The sequence below is a fragment of the Allobosea sp. Root483D1 genome (assembly GCF_001429505.1).
Lineage (GTDB): Bacteria > Pseudomonadota > Alphaproteobacteria > Rhizobiales > Beijerinckiaceae > Allobosea.
This window is the reverse complement of the sequence record NZ_LMJW01000022.1, coordinates 592,626-613,060: the sequence shown is the minus strand read 5'-3', so window position 1 is coordinate 613,060 and position 20,435 is coordinate 592,626. Positions and strand designations below refer to the sequence as shown.

General features: G+C 67.3%; 17 protein-coding genes and 1 pseudogene. 11 read left to right on the top strand and 7 right to left on the bottom strand.

Annotation, left to right across the window (positions count from 1 at the left end; all coding sequences use genetic code 11):
• Nucleotides 1–222: pseudogene (locus ASE66_RS33420) on the bottom strand (diguanylate cyclase); the annotation flags it as partial.
• 60 nt (nt 223–282) lie between these two features.
• Complete coding sequence (locus ASE66_RS25655; protein ID WP_057192558.1) at nt 283–1,965, bottom strand: peptide ABC transporter substrate-binding protein; 1,683 nt, start codon at nt 1,963–1,965, stop codon at nt 283–285.
• A gap of 279 nt (nt 1,966–2,244) precedes the next feature.
• On the opposite strand from ASE66_RS25655, the gene ASE66_RS25650 reads away from it, so the two are divergent.
• Nucleotides 2,245–3,573: an NAD(P)/FAD-dependent oxidoreductase gene (locus ASE66_RS25650; RefSeq protein ID WP_057192557.1), complete on the top strand. Its 1,329-nt coding sequence runs from the start codon at nt 2,245–2,247 to the stop codon at nt 3,571–3,573.
• A gap of 64 nt (nt 3,574–3,637) precedes the next feature.
• A complete protein-coding gene (locus ASE66_RS25645; RefSeq protein ID WP_057192556.1) occupies nt 3,638–4,960 on the top strand; it encodes an NAD(P)/FAD-dependent oxidoreductase in 1,323 nt (440 codons plus the stop codon).
• A gap of 143 nt (nt 4,961–5,103) precedes the next feature.
• Here the strand turns inward: ASE66_RS25645 and argE are convergent, their stop codons facing one another.
• The gene (gene argE / locus ASE66_RS25640; protein ID WP_057192555.1) at nt 5,104–6,246 is read right to left on the bottom strand and encodes an acetylornithine deacetylase; all 1,143 of its coding nucleotides are present in this window, start codon (nt 6,244–6,246) and stop codon (nt 5,104–5,106) included.
• 213 nt (nt 6,247–6,459) lie between these two features.
• On the opposite strand from argE, the gene ASE66_RS25635 reads away from it, so the two are divergent.
• Together ASE66_RS25635 and ASE66_RS25630 are read left to right on the top strand one after the other, a co-directional pair.
• A complete protein-coding gene (locus ASE66_RS25635; protein WP_057192554.1) occupies nt 6,460–7,128 on the top strand; it encodes a haloacid dehalogenase type II in 669 nt (222 codons plus the stop codon).
• A 3-nt stretch (nt 7,129–7,131) separates the two neighbouring features.
• A complete protein-coding gene (locus tag ASE66_RS25630; protein WP_057192553.1) occupies nt 7,132–8,601 on the top strand; it encodes an aldehyde dehydrogenase family protein in 1,470 nt (489 codons plus the stop codon).
• 11 nt (nt 8,602–8,612) lie between these two features.
• On the opposite strand, the gene ASE66_RS25625 is transcribed toward ASE66_RS25630, so the two are convergent.
• Entirely contained in the window at nt 8,613–9,566 is a 954-nt protein-coding gene (locus ASE66_RS25625; protein WP_057192552.1) for a LysR family transcriptional regulator, read from the bottom strand.
• Nucleotides 9,567–9,796: 230 nt separating this feature from the next.
• Between ASE66_RS25625 and ASE66_RS25620 the strand changes: the two genes are divergently transcribed.
• The 6 genes from ASE66_RS25620 (at nt 9,797) to ASE66_RS25595 (ending at nt 15,831) form a co-directional block, all read left to right on the top strand.
• Nucleotides 9,797–10,882 (top strand): ABC transporter ATP-binding protein, encoded by a 1,086-nt coding sequence (locus tag ASE66_RS25620; RefSeq protein ID WP_057192551.1) that lies wholly within the window; start codon nt 9,797–9,799, stop codon nt 10,880–10,882.
• 27 nt (nt 10,883–10,909) lie between these two features.
• Nucleotides 10,910–11,614, top strand: a complete 705-nt coding sequence (locus ASE66_RS25615; protein WP_057192550.1) for an HAD-IA family hydrolase — start codon at nt 10,910–10,912, stop codon at nt 11,612–11,614.
• 8 nt (nt 11,615–11,622) lie between these two features.
• Nucleotides 11,623–12,936 carry an NAD(P)/FAD-dependent oxidoreductase gene (locus ASE66_RS25610; protein WP_057192549.1) on the top strand — a complete coding sequence of 438 codons (1,314 nt, stop codon included), beginning with the start codon at nt 11,623–11,625 and terminating at the stop codon, nt 12,934–12,936.
• 37 nt (nt 12,937–12,973) lie between these two features.
• Entirely contained in the window at nt 12,974–14,029 is a 1,056-nt protein-coding gene (locus tag ASE66_RS25605; protein ID WP_057192548.1) for an ABC transporter substrate-binding protein, read from the top strand.
• 150 nt (nt 14,030–14,179) lie between these two features.
• Nucleotides 14,180–15,049, top strand: a complete 870-nt coding sequence (locus ASE66_RS25600; RefSeq protein ID WP_057192547.1) for an ABC transporter permease — start codon at nt 14,180–14,182, stop codon at nt 15,047–15,049.
• Entirely contained in the window at nt 15,046–15,831 is a 786-nt protein-coding gene (locus ASE66_RS25595; RefSeq protein ID WP_057192546.1) for an ABC transporter permease, read from the top strand. The genes ASE66_RS25600 and ASE66_RS25595 overlap by 4 nt, the downstream gene beginning before the upstream one ends.
• A gap of 247 nt (nt 15,832–16,078) precedes the next feature.
• Here ASE66_RS25595 and ASE66_RS25590 read toward each other — a convergent pair whose 3' ends face one another.
• The gene (locus tag ASE66_RS25590; RefSeq protein WP_057192545.1) at nt 16,079–17,356 is read right to left on the bottom strand and encodes an NAD(P)/FAD-dependent oxidoreductase; all 1,278 of its coding nucleotides are present in this window, start codon (nt 17,354–17,356) and stop codon (nt 16,079–16,081) included.
• Nucleotides 17,357–17,587: 231 nt separating this feature from the next.
• Between ASE66_RS25590 and ASE66_RS25585 the strand changes: the two genes are divergently transcribed.
• The gene (locus tag ASE66_RS25585; RefSeq protein ID WP_057192544.1) at nt 17,588–18,409 is read left to right on the top strand and encodes a GNAT family N-acetyltransferase; all 822 of its coding nucleotides are present in this window, start codon (nt 17,588–17,590) and stop codon (nt 18,407–18,409) included.
• A 13-nt stretch (nt 18,410–18,422) separates the two neighbouring features.
• On the opposite strand, the gene ASE66_RS25580 is transcribed toward ASE66_RS25585, so the two are convergent.
• The gene (locus ASE66_RS25580) at nt 18,423–18,911 is read right to left on the bottom strand and encodes an Lrp/AsnC family transcriptional regulator (protein ID WP_057192543.1); all 489 of its coding nucleotides are present in this window, start codon (nt 18,909–18,911) and stop codon (nt 18,423–18,425) included.
• Between the two features lie 121 nt (nt 18,912–19,032).
• Nucleotides 19,033–20,427 carry an aminotransferase class III-fold pyridoxal phosphate-dependent enzyme gene (locus tag ASE66_RS25575; protein ID WP_057192542.1) on the bottom strand — a complete coding sequence of 465 codons (1,395 nt, stop codon included), beginning with the start codon at nt 20,425–20,427 and terminating at the stop codon, nt 19,033–19,035.
• Nucleotides 20,428–20,435 lie beyond the last annotated feature (8 nt).

Below are 20,435 nucleotides of genomic sequence, written 5' to 3'. Positions count from 1 at the left end.
CAGCATGCGCCAGAGCCATTCGAGATATTGCACCGGCAGCGGGCGATTGAGGCCGAGCTGTTCGGCGATGCGGTCGAGATCGGCCTGGCTCATGTCGCCGCCGGCGGCGAACTGCGACATCGGCCCGCCGGGCGCCAGATGCAGGATCGCGAAGCCGATCATCGAGACGATCAGCAGCAGCAGCAGCGACTGCCCGAGCCGGCGCAGGAGGAAGGCGATCATGGCGCCCTGCCCCCCGCCCGCGCCGGCGTCGTGCCGGCGCAATTCACATCGCGCACCACGTCACTTGGCCCAGTACCACTGGCCCATGTTCCAGGTGTTCTGCCTGGCGTTGATGTTGGGCTGGAAGCCGATCAGCCCCTCCTTGTAGCCCTCGACCGGCGCGTACTGGTAGATCGGCAGGATCGGCAGCTCCTCGCGCACCAGCACCTGCAGCTTCTGGTAGATCGCCTTGCGCTTCTCCGCGTCGAAGGTCTCCTGGCCCTGCTTCATCAGCGCGTCGGCCTCGGCATTCTGCCACTGCATCTGGTTGGCACCGTTGCCGCTCTTGGCCGGGATTGCGTCCGAGCCGAAGCGATGTGCCGGATCGGGGTCGATCACGGTGCGGAAGGCAGTGCCGACCAGCAGGGACTGGAACTTGGAGCGGGTGTAGAAATCGCCCCAGATCACGGCGGCGGGCATGTTGTTGATCGCCATCTTGATGCCGATCTGCTGCCAGTCCTGCTGCATCAGTTGCTGGCACTGCTCGCGCAGGGCCGCACCCGTCGTGGTCGAGACCGCAAATTCCAGCGGCACGCCGTTCTTCATCCTCACGCCCGAACCGGAGCGCTTCCAGCCCGCATCATCGAGGATCTTGCCGGCCAGTGCCGGGTCGTAGACCTGCTTCGGCAGGTTCGGCTCGTAGGCCCAGGATTCCTGCGGCATGAAGGATTCGGTCGGGGTGTGCAGGCCGTAGAAGACGATGTCGATGATCGCCTGCTTGTTGATCGAGGCGTAGAGCGCCTTGCGTACCGCCTTGTCGGACAGGGCGGGGTGCTCAAGGTTCGGCATCAGCACCTCAAGCGAGGCGCTTGGAATCTTCACCACCTTGCGGCCCGGCAGCTTGATCGCCTCGGCATAGAAATTGGCCGGGATGCCGGTGCCGATGATCAGGTCGACCTGGCCGGTGCGGAACTGGGCATAGAGCGCGGTCTGGTCCGGCACGTATTTCAGCACCGCCTTCTCGAGATACGGCCCTTTGCCGTGATACTTCTCGTTGGCGACGAGCTGGATGTTGTCCCCCGGCGTGCGCGTACCCCATTTGAAGGGGCCGGTGCCGACCGGGGCGCCGTTGAACGGCGCCGTGTTCGGGTCGGCCGCCTTCTCCAGAATGTGCTTGGGCACGATGAAGGTGTTGGAGAGCAGCGCGAGATAGGGCGCATAGGCCTTCTCCATGCGCCAGGAGATCTCCAGCGGGCCGGTGACCTTGATGTCCTTGACCAGCGAGTGGCCGACGCGGGTGCGTGCCTTGAAGCCGGCCGCGTTGATCAGTTCGAGCGTGTACTTGACGTCCTCGGCGGTGAACGGCGCCCCGTCATGCCAGGTGACGCCTTCGCGCAGCTTGATCTTCCAGGCGAGACCGCCTTCGGAGATGCCGCCATTGGTCTCGCTCGGCACCTCTGCCGCGAGATCGGGGACCAGCGAGCCGTCGGGCTGGGCCAGCCACATCGTGTTGAACACCTGCATCCAGACGGTCTCGTCGACCTCGATGCCGGGCATCAGCGGATTGAAGGCGGTCGGCTCCTGCGACAGGCCGACCACGACCTGGCCGCTCGGCTTGGCGGGCGGGGGCGGAGGCGCCTTGCCCTGGGCGCGCGCGCCAAGACCGGATGCGGCGAGGATGCCGCCGGTGCCGAGCGCCAGGACCTCGCGGCGATGCAGGGCAGGCAAAGCGAGGCCGGACGCCTTCGTGGACGGCTTGTTCATCGTTGGTCCCCTTGTTTATCGACGGTCTTACAAGGCCGTGGCACGGCACCGCCTTTTGCTGGCGGCTAGCCGTATCGGCCGTCGAGTGACGACCCGGCCCCATCTTAGGCAGCGTGCAACCCGCGATGGTCACCGTCCTTGGCCGGGACAACCAAAACAATCTGCCGAATCTGGCCTCTCCTTTGGCATAGGGTTCCAGACAGTTCGGGCTTGAATATCGGCCTCCCGCTCCGGTCCGCGCCGCCCCCGCGACCGCCCTCCGCCAAGGACCACGCCGCCATGTCGCCACCGGTCAACCGTGTCCATAGCGACGAAGCCCTGCCCGCAGCGGCCGATATCGTGGTCATTGGCGGCGGCATCGCCGGCGTCACCGCCGCCTATCATCTGGCGAAGAAGGGGCATTCGGTCGCGCTGGTCGAGAAGGGTTATCTCGCCGGCGAGCAGTCGAGCCGGAACTGGGGCTGGTGCCGCCAGCAGAATCGCGACCTGCGCGAGCTGCCGCTGGCGATGCGGGCGGTCGAGATGTGGAACGGCCTCTCCGAGGAGGTCGGAGCGGATGTCGGCTTCCGCCGCAGCGGCCTGACCTATCTGACGACCCGCCGGTCCGATCTGGACGCCTGGGAGAACTGGGGCGAGAAGGCCCGCCAGTACCAGATGCAGACGCGCGTGCTGACCGCCGACGAAGCCCGCGACCTGGCACCTCATGCCAAGGGCGAGTGGATCGGCGGCGTGCATTCACCGACCGATGGCCGCGCCGAACCTGCCATGGCCGTCCCCGCCATCGCTGAAGCGGCGCGCCGTCTCGGCGTCACCATCCATCAGGATTGCGCGGCGCGCGGCCTTGAAACTGCGGCCGGGCGTGTCTCCGGTGTCGTCACCGAGAAGGGCACGATCCGCACTTCGACGGTGCTGCTCTCCGGTGGTGTCTGGACCGCGATGTTCGCTCGCCACCACGGTATCCGCATGCCGCTCGCGGGCATCAAGTCGACCTCGTTCTTCACCGGGCCCGCACCGGAAATCACGACCGGCGGCATCTCGACGCCCGACCTCACCATCCGCCGCCGGGTCGATGGCGGGTACACCGTCGGCATCAGCGGGCGCGGCCTGCTCGAACTCTCGCCGCACGGCATGCTCAACGCCAAGCCGTTCTGGCGTACCTTCAAGAAGCGCCACAGGCTGCTGACAATCCGGGCCGGCAAGTCCTTCTTCTTCGGGCCCGAGGCGCTGATGCGCTGGAGCAACGATACGATCTCGCCCTTCGAGCGGATGCGGACCTATGATCCGCCGCCACAGGAAGAGCTGATCACCTTCGCCAAGAAGCGGCTCGCCGAAATCTTTCCGCAGCTCGCCACTGTCGAGATCAAGAACAAATACGGCGGGCTGATCGACTTCACGCCGGACTGGGTGCCGGTCATCTCCGCGGTCGACAAGCTGCCCGGCCTGCACGTCTCCGCCGGCTTCAGCGGCCATGGCTTCGGTATCGGGCCAGCGGCGGGGCGGCTGGCCGCCGACATCGTCGCGGGCGACAGCCCGATCGTCGATCCCACCCCCTATCGCTACAGCCGCCTCGTCGACGGGACCGACCTCGGCGAGCCCGGGCTGATGTGACGCTCGCCCTGCCCCAGCCACACAGTCCCGCCGCCTCGTAGCGCGGCGCTTTCCGGAGCCGTCCATGTCGCCGACCATCGAACGCATCGCCAGCAGCGAGGCGCTGCCCGAGGCAGCGGATGTCGTCGTCATTGGCGGCGGCATCGTCGGGGCTGCGGCGGCCTATTATTTGGCACGACGCGGCCGCTCGGTGGCCCTGGTCGAGAAGGGCGTGGTCGGCGGCGAACAGTCGAGCCGCAACTGGGGCTGGTGCCGCAAGCAGAACCGTGACGCCCGCGAATTGCCGCTGGCGATCCGCGCCATGGAGCTCTGGGAGAAGCTTAGCGAAGAGCTCGGCCGCGACAGCGGTTTTCGCCGCTGCGGGCTGGTCTATGCCAGCAACGACGCCGCACAGCTGGCGCAATGGGAGCGCTGGCGCGAAACCGCCAAAGCCTTCGACGTCGAGACCACGATGCTGACTGGCCCCGAGACCGCGGCGATGACGACCGCCAGCGGCGGTAGCTGGCTCGGCGGGCTGCATTCCGCCACCGACGGCAAGGCCGAGCCGGCGCTCGCGGCGCCGCTGATGGCCGACGGCGCCCGCCGCTTTGGAGCCAGCGTCCATCAGGGTTGCGCCGCACGCGGGCTCGACATCACCAATGGTGCCGTCACCGGCGTCGTCACAGAAAAGGGCACGATCCGTACCCATGCGGTCGTGCTCGCCGGCGGCGCCTGGGCCTCGGCCTTCTGCCGTCGCCATGGCGTCCCCTTCCCACAGGCGAGCGTCCGCGCGACCAGCCTGCGGACTGAACCGGCACCGGACTTCCTCGACGCCTTCTACACGCCCGAGATCGCGCTGACCCGCCGTCTCGACGGCAGCTACACGGTCGCGATCAGCGGCAAGGCCACGCTCGAGATCACGCCGCAGGGCCTGCGCTACGCCCGCGAGTTCATGCCGATGTTCGTCAAGCGGCTGAAGGCGGTCGAGCTCGGCATCGGCTCGTCATTCTTCAAGGGGCCGGAGGCATTCGGCGGCTGGAAGCTCGACGAGGTCACGCCTTTCGAGACGATCCGCGTGCTCGATCCGACGCCCAGCCGACGCACGCTCGCAACCCTACTGGAGCGCGCCCACGCCCTCTTCCCGGCGCTCAAGAACGTCGCCGTGCGCGAAAGCTGGGGTGCCTATATCGATTCCACGCCCGATGCGGTGCCGGTGATTTCGCCTGTCGCCGGCCTTTCCGGCTTCGTGCTGGCTGCCGGCTTCAGCGGTCACGGCTTCGGTCTCGGCCCCGCCGCCGGCCATCTCGCCGCCGATCTGGCCACCGGCGACACGCCGATCGTCGACCCGCGCCCGTTCAGGCATTCGCGCCTCGTTGACGGCTCCCGCGGCGCCATCGGCGAATTCTGAGCTTCAGTCAGACACATAGCCCTCATCCTGATGAGCGCTCATAGAACGCGCCTCGAAGGATGCTTCAGGAAGCTCTGGAAGCACCTGGAGCATCCTTCGAGACGCCGCTACGCGGCTCCTCAGGATGAGGGCTAGGGATATTTTCAGCAGAGCCGATCGGCGACCCGCGCGATCATCGCCATCGCCCCGGCGAGCTCGGCGTCGGTGATGTACTCTTCCGGCTTGTGGGCGCGATCGACATCGCCGGGGCCGCAGACGATCGCGGCGATGCCGGCGCGCTGAAACAGGCCCGCCTCGGTGCCATAACTGACGGCAGCCTGACGCCCTTGGCCGGAAGCCGTCTCGGTGAAGGCGACCAGCGGGTCGCTCTCGTCGAGCGCGAGCGGCGGATAATCACTCATGGTCTCGAAGCTGAAATCGACCTTGTGTCCGGTCGCGGCAGCCTCGCGCGCAATCCGCTCGGCGACACCAGGCAGGAAGCCGAGCAGCGCGGCGGGCTCCTGCCCCGCGATGGCGCGGGCCTCGACCTCGAACACGCATTGCGCCGGCACGATGTTGATGCCGGTGCCACCCTTGATCACGCCGACCTGGATCGTCGAATAGGGTGGTGCAAAAGCCTCGGCGAAAGGCCCCTGCCGGACATGGCGCAGCGCCTCCTCATGGATCGCGGCGATCAAGCCGGCGGCGTAGTGGATCGCGTTGTCGCCGAGATCGGTGCGCGAGGAATGCCCGGCCTTGCCATCGACCGTGACGCGCTGGGCGATCTTGCCCTTATGGGCCAGCACCGGCCGCAAGCCACTCGGCTCGCCGACGATGCAGCCGATCACGGGCGGACATAGCTCCGGCAGTCGCGCGATCAGATGGCGCACTCCGACGCAGCCGACCTCCTCGTCATAGGACAACGCGATATGCACCGGCCGCGCCAACTTCTTTGCGACGAGGGCGGGAACGCTCGCCAGCATGCAGGCCGCAAAACCCTTCATGTCGACTGCGCCGCGCCCGATCAGACGCTTGCCGTCGCGCCGCAGCCTGAAGGGATCGCCGACCCAGCCCTCCGGCGGCGCCGGAACCACATCGAGATGGGCCGAGAGGATGATGCCGCCTTCGACCTTCGGCCCGATCGTGGCGAACAGATTGGCGCGGTCACCCTCGGGCCCCGGCACGATCACGCTGTCGACGCCATGGCCTGCGAGATAGGCCCGGACGTGCTCGATGATCGCCCCGTTCGGGGTGCGACAGACGGAGGGAAAGCCGACGAGATCGGCAAGGACGGTTTCGACGGTCATGGGATTCGCAAGGACAGTTGGTTTGGCCGAACTTCGGCGAGGCGGCCGGGCCTGTCCATCCTGCCTCGGCTGGCACAGCAATCCATGCCGAAGCATCCCCCTTCATCGGCAGAATATTCGGTGGTGCCGATCGGATTCCGCCTCCCTGCCCGCGCTTGCGCTCTAGCCTTCTCCCAGCGGCAGTGAGCCGTCGCAACGATCGAGAGCGAGACGATGAGCAGCTTCCGGCCGAAATTCATCACCTTCGACTGCTATGGCACGCTGATCTATTTCGAGATGGCGCCCGCCGCCCGGCGCGCCTATGCCGGCCGTCTTTCGCCCGAGCAAATGGACGCGTTCTGCGACGCTTTCTCGAGCTATCGTCTCGACGAGGTCCTCGGCGCCTGGAAGCCCTATCAGGATGTCGTCCGGAACGCGGTGGAGCGGACCTGCAAGCTGCTCGGCCTTCCCTATGATCCGGCAGACGCCCAGGCCATCGTCGACGAGATCCCGAGCTGGGGCCCGCATCCGGACGTGCCGGCCGGTCTCGCCAAGGTCGCCAGGGAAATCCCGCTCGTCATCCTTTCGAACTCGATGACCGACCTGATCCCGCATTCGGTCGCCAAGCTCGGCGCGCCTTTCCACGCGGCCTATACCGCGCAGGACGCCCAGGCCTACAAGCCCCACATGCGCGCCTTCGAGTACATGTTCGACATGCTCGGCTGCGGCCCGCAGGACGTGATGCACTGCTCGTCGAGCTTCCGCTACGACCAGATGACCGCCTACGACATGAAGATCGCCCGCCGCGTCTTCGTCAATCGCGGCCACGAGCCGTCGAACCCCTATTACAGCACGCACGAGATCAAGGACATTGGCGGCCTGCCGGCCCTGGTCGGACTCTAGACCATGGCCGATTTCGCGCCTGAATCGGTCGCCTTCGCCTCGGGCCATTATATCGGCGGCGCCAATGTCGGCGACGGCGAACGCATCCCGGTCGTTCGCCCCTCCGACCGGGTCGACTATGCCGAGCTGCCGGTGGCGGACGCAGGCGTAGTCGATCGGGCGGTAACCGATGCAGCACGCGCCGTCCGCGCGAGCGGCTGGGCGACGCGTCCGCCGCGGGAGCGCGCCCGCGCCATGCGCCGCTGGGCCGATCTGATCGAGGAGCGCGCTGAGGAACTCGGCCGGCTGGAGGCGCTCGGTTCGACCCGGCCGATCGCCCAGGCGGTGACCGGCGACGTCGCCAGCGTCGCAGACGGCATCCGCTTCTTCTCCGAATGGGCCGACAAGCTCGGCGGCGAGGTCGCGGCAACGCGCAGCGACCATCTCGGCATGATCGTCTCCGAGCCCTATGGCGTCGTCGGCGCGATCACGCCCTGGAACTTCCCGCTCAGCATGGCGAGCTGGAAGGCCGGGCCGGCACTCGCCGCCGGCAATGCGATCGTGCTCAAGCCGTCGGAGCTGACGCCGTTCTCGACCGTGCGGCTGGCCGAGCTCGCGGTCGAGGCCGGCATCCCGGCCGGTATCTTCAATGTCGTCCAGGGCACCGGCGCGGTGACGGGCGACGCGCTCAGCCGCCATCCCGGCATCGCCAAGCTCTCCTTCACCGGCTCGACCCGCACGGGCATCGCGGTGATGAAGGCCGCCGCCGAGAGCGGCATCAAGCCGGTGACGCTCGAGCTCGGCGGGAAAAGCCCGCAGCTCGTCTTCGCCGATGCCGATCTCGACAAGGCGGCGGCCTGCATCGCCGGCTCCCTGCTTGCCAATGCCGGGCAGGCCTGCGTCGCCGGCTCGCGCCTCATCGTGCAAAAGTCCGTCGCCGAGGAATTGGTCGCGGCGCTGCGCAGCAGGCTCTCCTCCGTCACGCCCGGTCCGACCTGGAAGGCCGCGAGCGGCTTCGCCCCGATCATCTCCGAGCCCCAGGCGCGGCGCATCGACGCCATCCTGGCGCAGAGCCGGGATCAGGGCGCCGAGATCCTGCTGGGCGGCGGGCGTATCCCCGGCCATTGCGGCGCCTTCTACCAGCCGACCCTGATCGGCAATGTCGGCGCCGAGACGGCGGCGGTGCGCGAGGAGGTCTTCGGGCCGGTCCTCACCATCCAGACCTTCGCGGAAGAGGAAGAAGGCTTCGCCCTCGCCGATCATCCCGAATACGGTCTCGCCGCCGGCGTCTACACGCGCGATCTCAGCCGGGCCCTACGCGCCGTGCGCCGGCTGCAGGCCGGCACCGTCTGGGTCAATCGTTACAACCGCACGCTCGACTTCATCCTGCCGACCGGCGGCTACAAGAGCTCCGGTATCGGCAAGGATCTCGGCCGCCAGGCGGTCGAGCAGAACCTGCGGCACAAGACGGTACTGATCGACATCGCGAGCTGAGGGACGCGCCCTCAGCCATAGCAGGCCTGCATCAGGGCGAGTCCTGGATGGAGCGTGTCGATCGCCTCGATCTCGGTTTTCAGCTCCGTGCCGATCCAGTGCCGGATCTCGCCTACGACGGGACGCGGCGGGCGGTTGCGCGGCGTCAGCAGCACGCAGGCACGCTCACCCCGCGTCAGCCGGTCGCTGGCCGGCACCAGCGCGCCCGACATCAGCCCATGCGACACCACCGTGATCCAGCCGAAGGCGACGCCCTGGCCGAGCAGCGCCGCCTGCACCACCACGGCGTAGTCGGAGAAACTCAGCGTCTTGACCGGCCCCGCCCGGCCGGTGGCGAACGGCGGGTAGCGCTCGGCCCAGTCGAGGGCTGAATCGGTCAGGTTGATGATGGTGTTGCCCTCGCCCGTCACCTCGGCTTCGGGCTCGGCCTGCCGGTAGCCGGGGCTGCAGACCGGCAGCATGACCTCACGCACCACCATCGCCTCTGCCGGCACCGTCTCGCCGCCGTCGAGGAAGCGCATGCCGAGATCGACGTTGTCGACCGGCCCGCGCAGCGAGCCGGCGATCATCTGGAAGCGCAGATCGACACCCGGGAAGCGCTTCTGGAAGCGGTCCATGCGCGGCATCAGCCAATGCGTGGTGAAGGCGGAGGAGACCGAGATCGTCACGATCTCCTTGCCGGCGCGCAATTGCTCGATCTCGACGAGCCCGGTCTCGATGCTGCGGAAGCCGACCGCCACCCGGCGATAGAGCACCTCGCCCTGCGGGGTCAGCACGGCGCCCTGCCGACCGCGCTCGAACAGGCGCAGGCCGAGATGGCTCTCGAAGCGCGACAGCATGCGGCTGACCGCCGGCTGCGTGACGTTCAGTTCCTCCGCCGCGCGGGTGAAGCTGCCGCTGCGCGCCGCCGCCTCGAAGACGAAGAGCGCATTGCTCGACGAGACCATGCGGCGCAGCTCTGACATTACATCAGGTTATGTTTTCCCTGATTATTTGGCAATTGCGGCAAGAGGCCGAAATCCCCTTTCATAAGCTCATCGAATGCAGCTTGCGGTGACGCCCCGGCAGAGGCTCGCACCGCCTGATGGCACCAGCGCCGGTGCGGTTCGCCATAAGATCACCTTATGGCCCGTCCCGAAAACGGTCTTTGCCTGAGCAGTGCCGCGATGTCGCTGTATCCGAACGGGAGAATGCCATGGCCACGATAGGCGGTGAACGCGTCGAGATCAGGTCCGCGAGCAAGCATTACGGCTCGGTGCGGGCTCTCGACGACGTCTCGCTCGACATCGCCCCGCAGGAATTCGTCTCGCTGCTCGGCCCATCCGGCTCGGGCAAGACCACCTTGCTCGGCATCCTCGGCGGCTTCATCCAGCCCTCCGGCGGCTCGGTCCACCTCGGCGGCCGCGACGTCACCTATACCCCGCCGCACAAGCGCGATATCGGCATCGTCTTCCAGAACTACGCCCTGTTCCCGCATATGAGCGTCGGCGAGAACGTCGCCTTCCCCTTGCGGGCGCGACGCCTGCCGAAGTCGAGCTATGCCGAGAAGGTCCGCGGCGCGCTCGCCATGGTCGACCTCGCCGGCTATGAGGAGCGCGGCATCGGCCAGCTCTCCGGCGGCCAGCGCCAGCGCGTCGCGCTTGCCCGCGCCATGATCTTCGAGCCGCGCCTGATCCTGATGGACGAGCCGCTCTCGGCGCTCGACAAGCAACTACGCGAAAACATGCAGATCGAGCTGCGCCAGCTCCACAAGCGGCTGGGCGCCACGATCATCTACGTCACCCACGACCAGCGCGAGGCGCTGACGATGAGTGACCGCGTCGCCATCCTGAAGGACGGCAAGCTGGTCCAGATCGACAAGCCCGAGCGCCTGCACGACCACCCCGCCAACGCCTTCGTCGCCAGCTTCATCGGCGAGGCGACGCTGCTGCCGGTCGAGCGCGCCGGGCAGGACAGCGTTTCCCTCGCCGGGACGGTGCTGAAGAGCGCCCGCCCGATCGCTGCGACCGGCGAGCTCGTCCTCGCCATCCAGACCGAGAAGCTGCTGATCGAGGACGGCTCCGGCAGCCCGGAGCGCAACCGGCTCGAAGCCCGCGTCACCGATGTCGTGTTCCAGGGCGAGAGCCTGCGCGTCTTCCTCGCGCTCGACGACGGCACGCCCTTGAGCCTGCGCCAGCCCAGCCATTACGAAGCCGCCGGCCGCATCCCGCCGGTCGGCGAGCGCCTCGCCCTCAGCCTGCACCCGCAGGACACGATCATCGTGCCGAAAGCCGGCGCCTGACCCCCTCCCCAGCAGAGATACCAGACCATGGCCCTCAGCGATTTCAAGGTTCTCACATTCGACGTCGTCGGTACGCTGATCGACTTCGAGGCCGGCGTCCTCGGCGCGGTCCGGCGTCTCGGCGGTCCAGCTGCCGCCAAACTCAGCGACGACGAGATCTTCGCGCCCTATCTCAAGGGCCGCGAGCTGCATCACGAGCGTTCCAGCGAGGTGATGAAGCTCGTCTACATCCATCTCGCCAAGGAACTCGGCCTGCCGCAAGACGACGCCACGGCTGATGCCTTCCAGCTCGCCATCCTGCGCCACCCCGCCTTCCCGGATTCGGCTGAAGCGCTGGCGCGGCTGCGCAAGCACTACCGGCTGGTGGCGATGACCAATGCCGACCGGCCGAGCTTCACCTGCTACTCGCATACGCTCGGCAACCCGTTCCACGACAGCATCACCGCTGACGAGGCGATCCACCCCAAGCCCGATCCGCTCTACTTTGCCTTCAACCGCGGCCGCCAATCGGCCTTCGGCTACAAGCAGGAGGAGATCCTCCACGTCGCGCAGAGCCAGTATCACGACATCCGCGTCGCCAAATCGCTCGGCTACGCCACCTGTTGGATCGAGCGCCGCCAGGGCCAGAAGGGTTTTGGCGGCACGCCGGCGGTGCCCGAGATCACCAAGCCCGATTTTCATTTCCCGACGCTGAAGGCGCTTGCCGACGCGGTCGAGGCGGAACGGGCCTGATCCCCGTGATGGCCGAGCCGACCTCCTGGCAGGCCCTCGACGCCGCACCCTCGCTCTGGCGGGCGACGGCGTCGCCACTGGCTGCGCTGCCGCCGCTTTTTGGCGACGCGCAGGCGGACATCGTGATCATCGGCGCCGGCTATACCGGGCTCTCGGCCGCCCATCATCTGGCCGCCAGCGGCCTTGCGCCTGTCGTGCTCGAAGCGAATGAGCCCGGCTGGGGCGCGAGCGGTCGCAATGGCGGGGTCATCACCGCGAAGTTCCGCCTGTCCTTCCCGGCGATCGCCGCCGCCCATGGCCGGGGCATGGCGAAACGCATGTACGATATCGCCCATGAGGCGACCGACATCGTCGCCGAGCTGGTCGACGCCCATGGCATCCAGGATGCCGGATTGTCCCGCGCCGGCCAGGTCAAGGCCGCGCACAATCACGAAACGCTGGCCTATGCCGTGAAGGAGGCCGAGTGGCTTCGCGCCGAACTCGGCGACACCACGATGACCGTGCTCGATGCCGGACAGGTGCGTGAGGAGACAGGCTCGGCCGGCTTCGTCGGCGGCGTGCTCAACGCCGGCTCGGGCGGCATCCACCCGCTCAACTATCTGCGCGGCCTTGCCCGCGGCGTGGCCTCGCAGGGCATCCCCGTCCATAGCCAGACGCCGGCGCTCAGCCTCAAGCGCGAACGCGACGGCGTGCTGGTCGAGACGCCGCGGGGCACGGTGCGGGCCAGGCAGGCGATCATCGCCACCAACAGCTACTCAGACCTGACGCCCGCGACCCGCGAGTACCAGCGCACGCTGATCCCGTTCCGCAGCGCGATCATCGCGACCGAAAAACTCTCGCCGAACCTCGCCGCCAGCGTGATGCCGACGGGCCGGACCTATACCGAGACCAAGCGGATGATGCGCTGGTTCCGCATGGTCGACGACCGGATCGTCTTCGGCGGCCGCGGCGCCTTCGGCAAGGCGGATTCCGCCGCTGCCTTCAATGCTTTGCACAAGGCGATGATCGGCATCTTCCCGCAGGTCGCCGATGTGCCGCTGGCCTTTTCCTGGTCGGGGCTGGTCGCGATGACGCTCGATTCCATGCCGCATGTCGGCCGTGTCGACGACCGGGTCATGGTTGCCATGGGCTACAACGGCGCCGGCGTCGCCATGTCGAGCCTGATGGGGCGCTATCTCGCCGCCTTCGCGCGTGGCGAGCGCCCCGATGTCGGGCTGCTCGACATCGGCCGCATGCGGCCCTTGCCCTTCTATCCGCTTCGAGAACCGGCGGTCCGTCTGGTCGCCGGCTGGTACCAGTTTCTAGACGCGATCGGGCGGTAGGCCTCGAAGCTCCGATCCAACAACAGGGGAACAGGACATGGCCAAGAGCTTGAATTTCCGGACGACCTGCGCCGTCGCAGGGTTCTCCCTCGCAGCGCTCGGCTCCGCCAGCGCGGCCGAGCAGATCATGTTCGTCTCGCAGGGCGGCGCCTATCAGAAGGCGCAGACCATCGCGATCCTCGATCCGAGCGCCAAGAAGCTCGGCATCACCATCAACCAAGACAGCGTGCCGGACGCCTGGCCGATCATGCGCTCGCAGGTCGCATCGGGTAAGCCGACCTGGGACGTGGTCGACGTCGCCACCAATTTCTGCCTGCGCGGCGGCGAACAGGGCATCGTCGAGAAGCTCGACTTCAGCAAGATCCCGAACGCCGCGGCGATGCCGGCCGAGTACCGCAGCGACTATTCGGTGGCCTACGAGTTCTATTCGAGCGTGCTCGGCTACAATCTGAAGAAATTCCCGGACGCGGCCAGCGCGCCCAAGAGCTGGGCCGATTTCTGGGATGTGAAGAAGTTTCCGGGCCGCCGCTCGCTGCGCAACCACCCGCTGGCGACGCTGGAAGCAGCACTGATGGCCGACGGCGTCGCCGCCGACAAGCTTTACCCGCTCGACGTCGACCGCGCCTTCAAGAAGCTCGAGGAGGTCAAGCCGAACATCACGGTGTGGTGGACCTCCGGCGCCCAGTCGGCCCAGCTCCTCAACGACGGCGAGGTCGACATGGTGATGGCCTGGAACGGCCGCATCAGCGCCCTCGCCAAGGAAGGCGCCAAGGTCACCTACACCTACAACCAGGGCATCCTGCAGAGCACCTCGCTCTGCGTGCTGAAGGGGGCGCCCAACCTGCCGACCGCGATCAAGTTCCTGAACGAGGCGGTCGATCCGGTGCACCAGGCCAATCTGCCGCTGCACATCGACTACGGCCCGGCCAATCCGAAGGCCTACGACACGAAGGTCATCTCCGAGGCGCGGGTCAAGGAACTGCCGAGTGCCCCCGAGAACGCCAAGGTGCAGGCGCTGATGTCCTATGCCTGGTGGACCTCGCCGGCCGGCGAGGCCGCCGAGAAGCGCTGGCTGCAGTTCATGCAGAAGTGAAGTGCAGGAACGTCATTCTCGGGCGAAGCGCAGCGCAGACCCGAGAATCTCATGACACGAAGGTACCAAGAGGCGCCTCATCCGACACGAGATGCTCGGGTCAAGCCCGAGCATGACGGGTGAGGCTCCGGCCATGACCAAGGTGACGAGATGAGCACCAGCACGATCGACCCATCCCTCCGTCATCAGCGCCGCGAGCAGGCGCTGATGACGCTGCTCGCGGCGCCGGCCGTGCTTGTGATCGCCGCGCTGGTGGTGATCCCGGTCGGCTGGCTGGCGGCACAGTCGATCTACGACAACGGCTTCACGCTGGAGCATTACCGCCGCATCTTCACCGAGGAGGTCTACTGGCGCAGCTTTGCGCTGACCTTCCGCATCGCCTTGATGGTGACGCTCCTCACCCTGCTCCTCGGCTACCCGGTGGCCTATGCGGCAGCCCATGCCAAGCGGCCGTGGAACGTGCTGATCCTGGCCTGCGTGATGCTGCCATTCTGGACCAGCGTTCTGGTGCGCGCCTATGCCTGGCTCGTGCTGCTGCAGCGCACCGGCGTCGCCAACCAGCTGCTCGAACGCTTCGGGCTGATCACCGAGCCCTTGGCAATGGTGCACAACGAGCTCGGCACTGTCATCGCCACGGTCCACATCCTCCTGCCGTTCATGGTGCTGCCGCTCTACTCGACCATGCAGAAGATCCCGCGCGAGCTGATGCTCGCCGGCGCCAGCCTCGGCGGCGGCCCGCTCTACAGCTTCCGGCGCATCTTCCTGCCGCTGTCGTTGCCGGGCGTCGTCGCCGGGCTCACCTTGGTCTTCGTGCTGACCCTCGGCTTCTACATCACGCCCGAGCTGCTCGGCGGCGGCCGCACGATCATGATCTCGATGGTCGTGAGCCGGAATGTCGAGCTCTACAACCAGTGGGGCGCGGCCAGCGCCGTCGGCGTCGTGCTGCTTATCTGCGTGCTGGCGATCTTCGCGGCCGTCGGCCGCATCATCCCGCTCGACAAGATGCTGGGCCAGAAATGAAAACCACCCTCCTGCCCCGCCTCGCCTTCGGCCTCCTCGTCGGGCTGATCCTGATCTACCTGATGCTGCCGGTGCTGATCATCGTGCCGATGTCGTTCTCGAGCACACGCTTCCTGACCTTCCCGCCGCCGGCGCTCTCTTTGCGCTGGTACCAAGAGTATTTCGGCAATCCGAACTGGATGCAGGGCACGCGGATGAGCCTCATGCTCGGCGTGCTGACGGTGCTGATCGCGACGCCGCTCGGCACCGCCGCCGCCTATGCGATCAGCAACGCCCAGAACCGGCTGATGCGCTCTTTGCACATGGTGCTGATGCTGCCGCTGATCGTGCCGATCATCATCGTCGCGATCGGCATCTTCTTCGTCTACGCCAAGCTCGGCCTGATCCAGACGCTGACCGGGCTGGTGCTGGCCAATGTCATGCTCGGCCTGCCCTATGTCATCACCTCGGTCGTCGCCGGGCTGCAGAGCTTCGACAAGACGCAGGAGATGGTGGCGCGCAGCCTCGGCATGAACCGCCTGCGCGCGTTCCTGACGGTGACCCTGCCGCAGATCAAGGCCAGCGTCTTCGCTGGCGCCGTCTTCGCCTTCATCTCGGCGATCGACGAGACGATCATCGCGCTCTTCGTCTCCGGCGGTCAGTACCAGACCCTGACCAAGCGCATGTTCACCGCGCTGCGCGACGAGATCGATCCGACCATCGCCTCGATCTCGACCTTGCTAACGGCGGCCTCCTTCCTGCTCGTCCTGCTCGCCATGAGTGGACAGAAGAAGGAGGCGTAGAGACGCGCATGTTCTCTGTTGCCTGAAGCATCGCGTGAACGAAGTGCGCGGGGAACCCTTCTCCCGAGTGGGAGAAGGGTAGGGATGAGGGCCTGCCCTAACCGTAGAAGGCGCAGCGGGGCCGTCGCACTTCAACAATCAGCGGCGGTCCCTCACCCCTGCCCCTCTCCCATCCGGGAGAGGGGTTCCCCGCGCGTGTCTCGGCGGTCATTCCTGCCGAAGCAGTGAGCATGAGCGAGACCGGCTCTCAATGCCGCCAGTCCTGGTAGCGGTAATACATCCCGACGAAGGGCAGGAACCAGGGCGGGCCGAAATGGCCGGGCACTGCCGGCCAGTCCAAGCCGGCGAAGGGATTCGCCTTCGTCTCGCCGCCCATCACCCTCGCCATGGCCTGCCCCATATGCACCGACATCTGGGTGCCGTGGCCGCTATAGCCGAGCGCATGGAAGACGCCGTCGCGCTCGCCGGCGCGGGGCAGCCGGTCGGCCGTCATGTCGACGAGCCCGCCCCAGCAATAGTCGATGCGCGTACCGGAAAGCTCGGGGAAGAGCTCCAGCATGCGCGCCCGCAGGATCGCGCCGCTCTTGGCGTCCGAGGCCGGGCTCGACAGCGCAAAGCGCGCACGCCCGCCGAAGATCAGCCGGTTGTCGGGGGTGAGCCGGAAATAGTTGCCGATGTTCTTCGTCGTGGTCGCCGTCCGCCGCGTCGGCATGATCGCAGCCGCCTGCTCTGGCGAGAGCGGCTCGGTGGCGATGATGAAGCTGCCGACCGGCACGATCCGCCGCCTCAGCCAGGCGAAAGGCCCCTGGCGCGAGGCGCCGGTCGCGAGCAACACCTGCCCCGCCTCCAGCGTGCCGCGGCTCGTGACGACGCGATGAGCGTAACCGTTCAGTCGCTCGAGCCCGGTCACCGCCGCGTTCTCATGGATCGCCGCGCCGTTTCGCGCCGCCGCCTCGGCCAAGCCGACGCCGAAGCGGCCCATATGCATATGGGCGCTGCGCGGGTAGACGAGGCCGCCGAAGAAGCCGTCCGAGCCGATCTCGCGGCGCGTCTCCCGCGGCGGCACCACGACCAGGTTCGGCTCGACCGTGCGCTGCAATAGGGCGGCGCTCTTCTCCAGCTTGGCGAAATGCTCCGGCTTGGCCGCGAGCTTGATCTTGCCTGTGCGGATGAAATCGCAATCGATCGCCTCGCGCGCGACCAGCGCCTCGACGGTGTCGACGGCGCTGTCGAAGGCCCGGTAGAGCGCGACCGCCCTCTCCTCGCCGAGGCTGGCGGCAAGGCTCCCGAGATCATGCGCGACACCGTTGTTGCAATGCCCGCCATTGCGGCCGGATGCCTCGCCGATCACACGCCCGGCCTCCAGCACGGCGACGCTCGCGCCTGACTTCGCCAAAGCGAGCGCTGCCGACAGGCCGGTGAAGCCACCGCCGACGATGGCGACATCGACTTTGCCGGCGAGTGGGCCTTTGGCGCCGGCGGTGAAACGCGGCGACGTCGCGAGCCAGTAGGGTTCGAGCTTCATGGGATTACCGTCTCAGCGCTCCGGGCAGGGCGACATGGGCGCCCTTCGCCGGGCAGGCCGGCTCCGACCGTCGAGAATACCGCCTTGCCGGGCAGGTTATTGGACAATTTTGCAGTTCTCCGCAGCCCGGCGCCTGCCTATAGTCGCCGGGCATTTCGAGGAACGAGGCCTGCAACTGTGGCTCATGGAACGGCTCGGCGTCGGCTCGATTACGAGCTGACCATCAGGCCGATGACAGAAGCGGATATCTCCCAGGCGCACCAGCTCTCCGTCGGCGTCAGCTGGCCGCATCGGCCGGAGGACTGGCGCTTCGTGCTGGAGGTCGGGCATGGCCTCGTCGTCTGCGACGCGATCGACCGGGCTCTCGCCTCGGCGATGTGGTGGCCCTACGGGCCGCATTTCGCCACGATCGGCATGGTCATCACCTCGCCGCGCCTGCAGATGCAGGGCGCCGGGCGGCGGCTGATGGACACGATCTTCGAGCAGGCGGGAGACCGTGACCTCAGGCTCAATGCGACCAAAGCCGGCTACCGGCTCTACCGCTCGCTCGAGTTCCAGCCGATCGGCCGGATCTTCCAGCACCAGGGCCGCGTCCAGGCGCCGGCCGGCACTACGCCTGACGAATTCACAGTCCGCCCTGCGACCGCTGCGGATGGCGACGCGATCGCGCAGCTCGATGCCGATGCCTACGGCGCCGACCGCTCGCATGTCATCGCCGCGCTGATGAAGCTTGCAACCGGGACGGTGGTCGAGCGGGACGGCGCGCCGGTCGGCTTCGCCCTCTGCCGCCGCTTCGGCCGCGGCCATGTCGTCGGCCCTGTCGTCGCCGAGAGCGACGAGGCGGCGATCGCGCTCGTGCGGCCGCATGTGCTTGCCCATGACGGCCAGTTCCTGCGTGTCGACACGGCCGAGGAACAGGGCAAGTTCGGCGGCTTCCTCGAAGACTGCGGCATGACCGCCGTCGATACCGTCACCACGATGGTCAGGGGCCGCAATCACGGCCCGCGCGGCCAGGCGCGGACCTTCGGGTTGGTCACCCAGGCGCTGGGCTGAGCTCAAACGGCATTCAAATGTCGAACAGCACCGGTAGCGGATAGCCCGGCTTCTGGATCGGCGACTTGATCACGACGTAGCTGAAATATTTGGAGATGCCGATATTGCGGTCGAGCAGCGTCTCGATCAGCGACTGATAATGCGTCAGCCCGCGCGTGACGAATTTGACGAGATAGTCATAGCCGCCACTGACCATATGGCACTCCATAACCTCGTCGACGCGCCTGAGCGCCGTCTCGAAGCGGATGAAATATTCCTTGGTGTGGTCTGCCAGAGTGATCTCGGTGAAGACGGTGATCGTCTCGCCGAGCTTCTGCAGGTTGATGGTCGCACCATAGCCCGAGATGAAGCCGGCCTGCTCGAGCCGCTTGACCCGCAGCAGGCATGGGCTTGGCGACAGGCCCACCGCATCGGCCAAGGTGACGTTCGTCACCCTGCCATTGTTCTGCAGCGCGATCAGGATCTTCATGTCGATGCGGTCGAGCCGCACGCCCGGTGTCACGACGAAAGCCTCACGCCAGAGCCGCCCTACGCAGCCGGGCGGCGGACACCGCACGGCAGCGCCACCCTAAAGGCTGTCGCGCCCTTCCGACAAGGAAGGGGCTTGGCAGAACAAGCAAATCTCAAGCCGCCTTCGCCGTCGCCAGGCTCGCTGCCACCTCCGGCAGTGCCATGACCTCGTCGAGCGTCTTGCGCAGCCGCGTGACGATCAGGTCGATCTCCGCCTCGCTGCAGCACAACGGCGGCGCGAGGCCGATGATGTCGTCGGCGAAGGCGCGGAAGATGACGCCGTTGGCGTAGCCGCGCGCGAAGAGGTGGTCCGGCAGCTTCGCCTCGCGCGGCAGCTTCTGCTTCGTCGCCTTGTCAGCCACGAGCTCGACGCCGGCGAGCAGGCCGCGTGCCCTGACCTCGCCGACGAGCGGATGGTCGGCGAGCGTTGCCAGGCGCTCCTCGAAATACGCCCCGACGCGCTGGCCGTTGGCGAGGATGCCGCCCTCCTCGTAAAGCCGCAGCACCTCGAGCGCCACGGCGGCGCTGACCGGATGGCCGGAGTAGGTGTAGCCATGGCCGATCGGCCCGCCGGCCGGGGCGTTGTCCGCGATGGCGCGATAGACCTTCTCGCCGATGGCGAGCGCGCCGAGCGGCGCGTAGCCCGAGGTCAGCCCCTTGGCCATGGTCATCATGTCAGGCACGACGCCTTCGGCCTCGCAGGCGAACATCGGGCCGGTGCGGCCGAAGCCGGTGATAACCTCGTCGGCCACGAAGAGGATATCGAGCTCGGCGGCCGTCTCCCGCATCGCCTTGAGCCACCCCCTGGGCGGGACGACGACGCCGCCCGAGCCCTGGACCGGCTCGCAGAAGAAGGCCGCGACGTTGTCGGCGCCGAGTTCCTCGACCTTGGCCCGCAACGCGGCGACGCTCGCAGCGATCACCGCCGCGTCACCGCTTCCGGTCGGATTGCGGTAGGGATAGGGCGAGGCGATGTAGTGCTGGCCTTCCGCCGGTAGGTCGAAACCGGCATGGAAGGCCGGCAGCGCCGTGACGCCCGCGCCCGTCGAGCTCGAGCCGTGATAGCCGCGCTCCAGCGAGATGATCCGCTTCTTCTGCGGCCGGCCGGTGACGTTGTAGTAGAAGCGGATCAGCCGAAGCGCGCTGTCGACCGCGTCCGAGCCGCCCAGCGAAAAATAGATGTGGTCGAGGTCACCGGGAGTGAGCTCGGCGAGCTTGGCGGCGAGCCGGATCGTCGGCTCGCTGCCGAAGCTGAAATAACCGGTGGCGTAAGGCAGCTCGCGCATCTGGCGGGCCGCCGCCTCGACGATGCTGTCATGGCCGTAGCCGACATTGACGCACCATAGCCCGGCAAAGCCGTCGATCAGCTCGTGGCCGTCGGCATCGGTGATGAAGGCGCCCTTGGCCGACCTCATCACGGTGACGCCGCGCTTCTCGTGGCCAGCCCAGTTGGCGACCGGATGGACCCAATGGCGGCGGTCGAGGGCTTCGAGGGAGTTGACGCTCATGGCAGGAC

Excerpts from the sequence above, each read along its gene's own strand:
- ASE66_RS25625 (WP_057192552.1), bottom strand. The coding sequence starts at position 9,566 with ATGTCAGAGCTGCGCCGCATGGTCTCGTCGAGCAATGCGCTCTTCGTC.
- ASE66_RS25575 (WP_057192542.1), bottom strand. The coding sequence starts at position 20,427 with ATGAGCGTCAACTCCCTCGAAGCCCTCGACCGCCGCCATTGGGTCCAT.
- ASE66_RS25595 (WP_057192546.1), top strand. The coding sequence starts at position 15,046 with ATGAAAACCACCCTCCTGCCCCGCCTCGCCTTCGGCCTCCTCGTCGGG.
- ASE66_RS25615 (WP_057192550.1), top strand. The coding sequence starts at position 10,910 with ATGGCCCTCAGCGATTTCAAGGTTCTCACATTCGACGTCGTCGGTACG.
- ASE66_RS25650 (WP_057192557.1), top strand. The coding sequence starts at position 2,245 with ATGTCGCCACCGGTCAACCGTGTCCATAGCGACGAAGCCCTGCCCGCA.
- ASE66_RS25600 (WP_057192547.1), top strand. The coding sequence starts at position 14,180 with ATGAGCACCAGCACGATCGACCCATCCCTCCGTCATCAGCGCCGCGAG.
- ASE66_RS25610 (WP_057192549.1), top strand. The coding sequence starts at position 11,623 with ATGGCCGAGCCGACCTCCTGGCAGGCCCTCGACGCCGCACCCTCGCTC.
- ASE66_RS25590 (WP_057192545.1), bottom strand. The coding sequence starts at position 17,356 with ATGAAGCTCGAACCCTACTGGCTCGCGACGTCGCCGCGTTTCACCGCC.
- ASE66_RS25620 (WP_057192551.1), top strand. The coding sequence starts at position 9,797 with ATGGCCACGATAGGCGGTGAACGCGTCGAGATCAGGTCCGCGAGCAAG.
- ASE66_RS25635 (WP_057192554.1), top strand. The coding sequence starts at position 6,460 with ATGAGCAGCTTCCGGCCGAAATTCATCACCTTCGACTGCTATGGCACG.
- argE (WP_057192555.1), bottom strand. The coding sequence starts at position 6,246 with ATGACCGTCGAAACCGTCCTTGCCGATCTCGTCGGCTTTCCCTCCGTC.
- ASE66_RS25605 (WP_057192548.1), top strand. The coding sequence starts at position 12,974 with ATGGCCAAGAGCTTGAATTTCCGGACGACCTGCGCCGTCGCAGGGTTC.
- ASE66_RS25585 (WP_057192544.1), top strand. The coding sequence starts at position 17,588 with ATGACAGAAGCGGATATCTCCCAGGCGCACCAGCTCTCCGTCGGCGTC.
- ASE66_RS25645 (WP_057192556.1), top strand. The coding sequence starts at position 3,638 with ATGTCGCCGACCATCGAACGCATCGCCAGCAGCGAGGCGCTGCCCGAG.
- ASE66_RS25630 (WP_057192553.1), top strand. The coding sequence starts at position 7,132 with ATGGCCGATTTCGCGCCTGAATCGGTCGCCTTCGCCTCGGGCCATTAT.
- ASE66_RS25655 (WP_057192558.1), bottom strand. The coding sequence starts at position 1,965 with ATGAACAAGCCGTCCACGAAGGCGTCCGGCCTCGCTTTGCCTGCCCTG.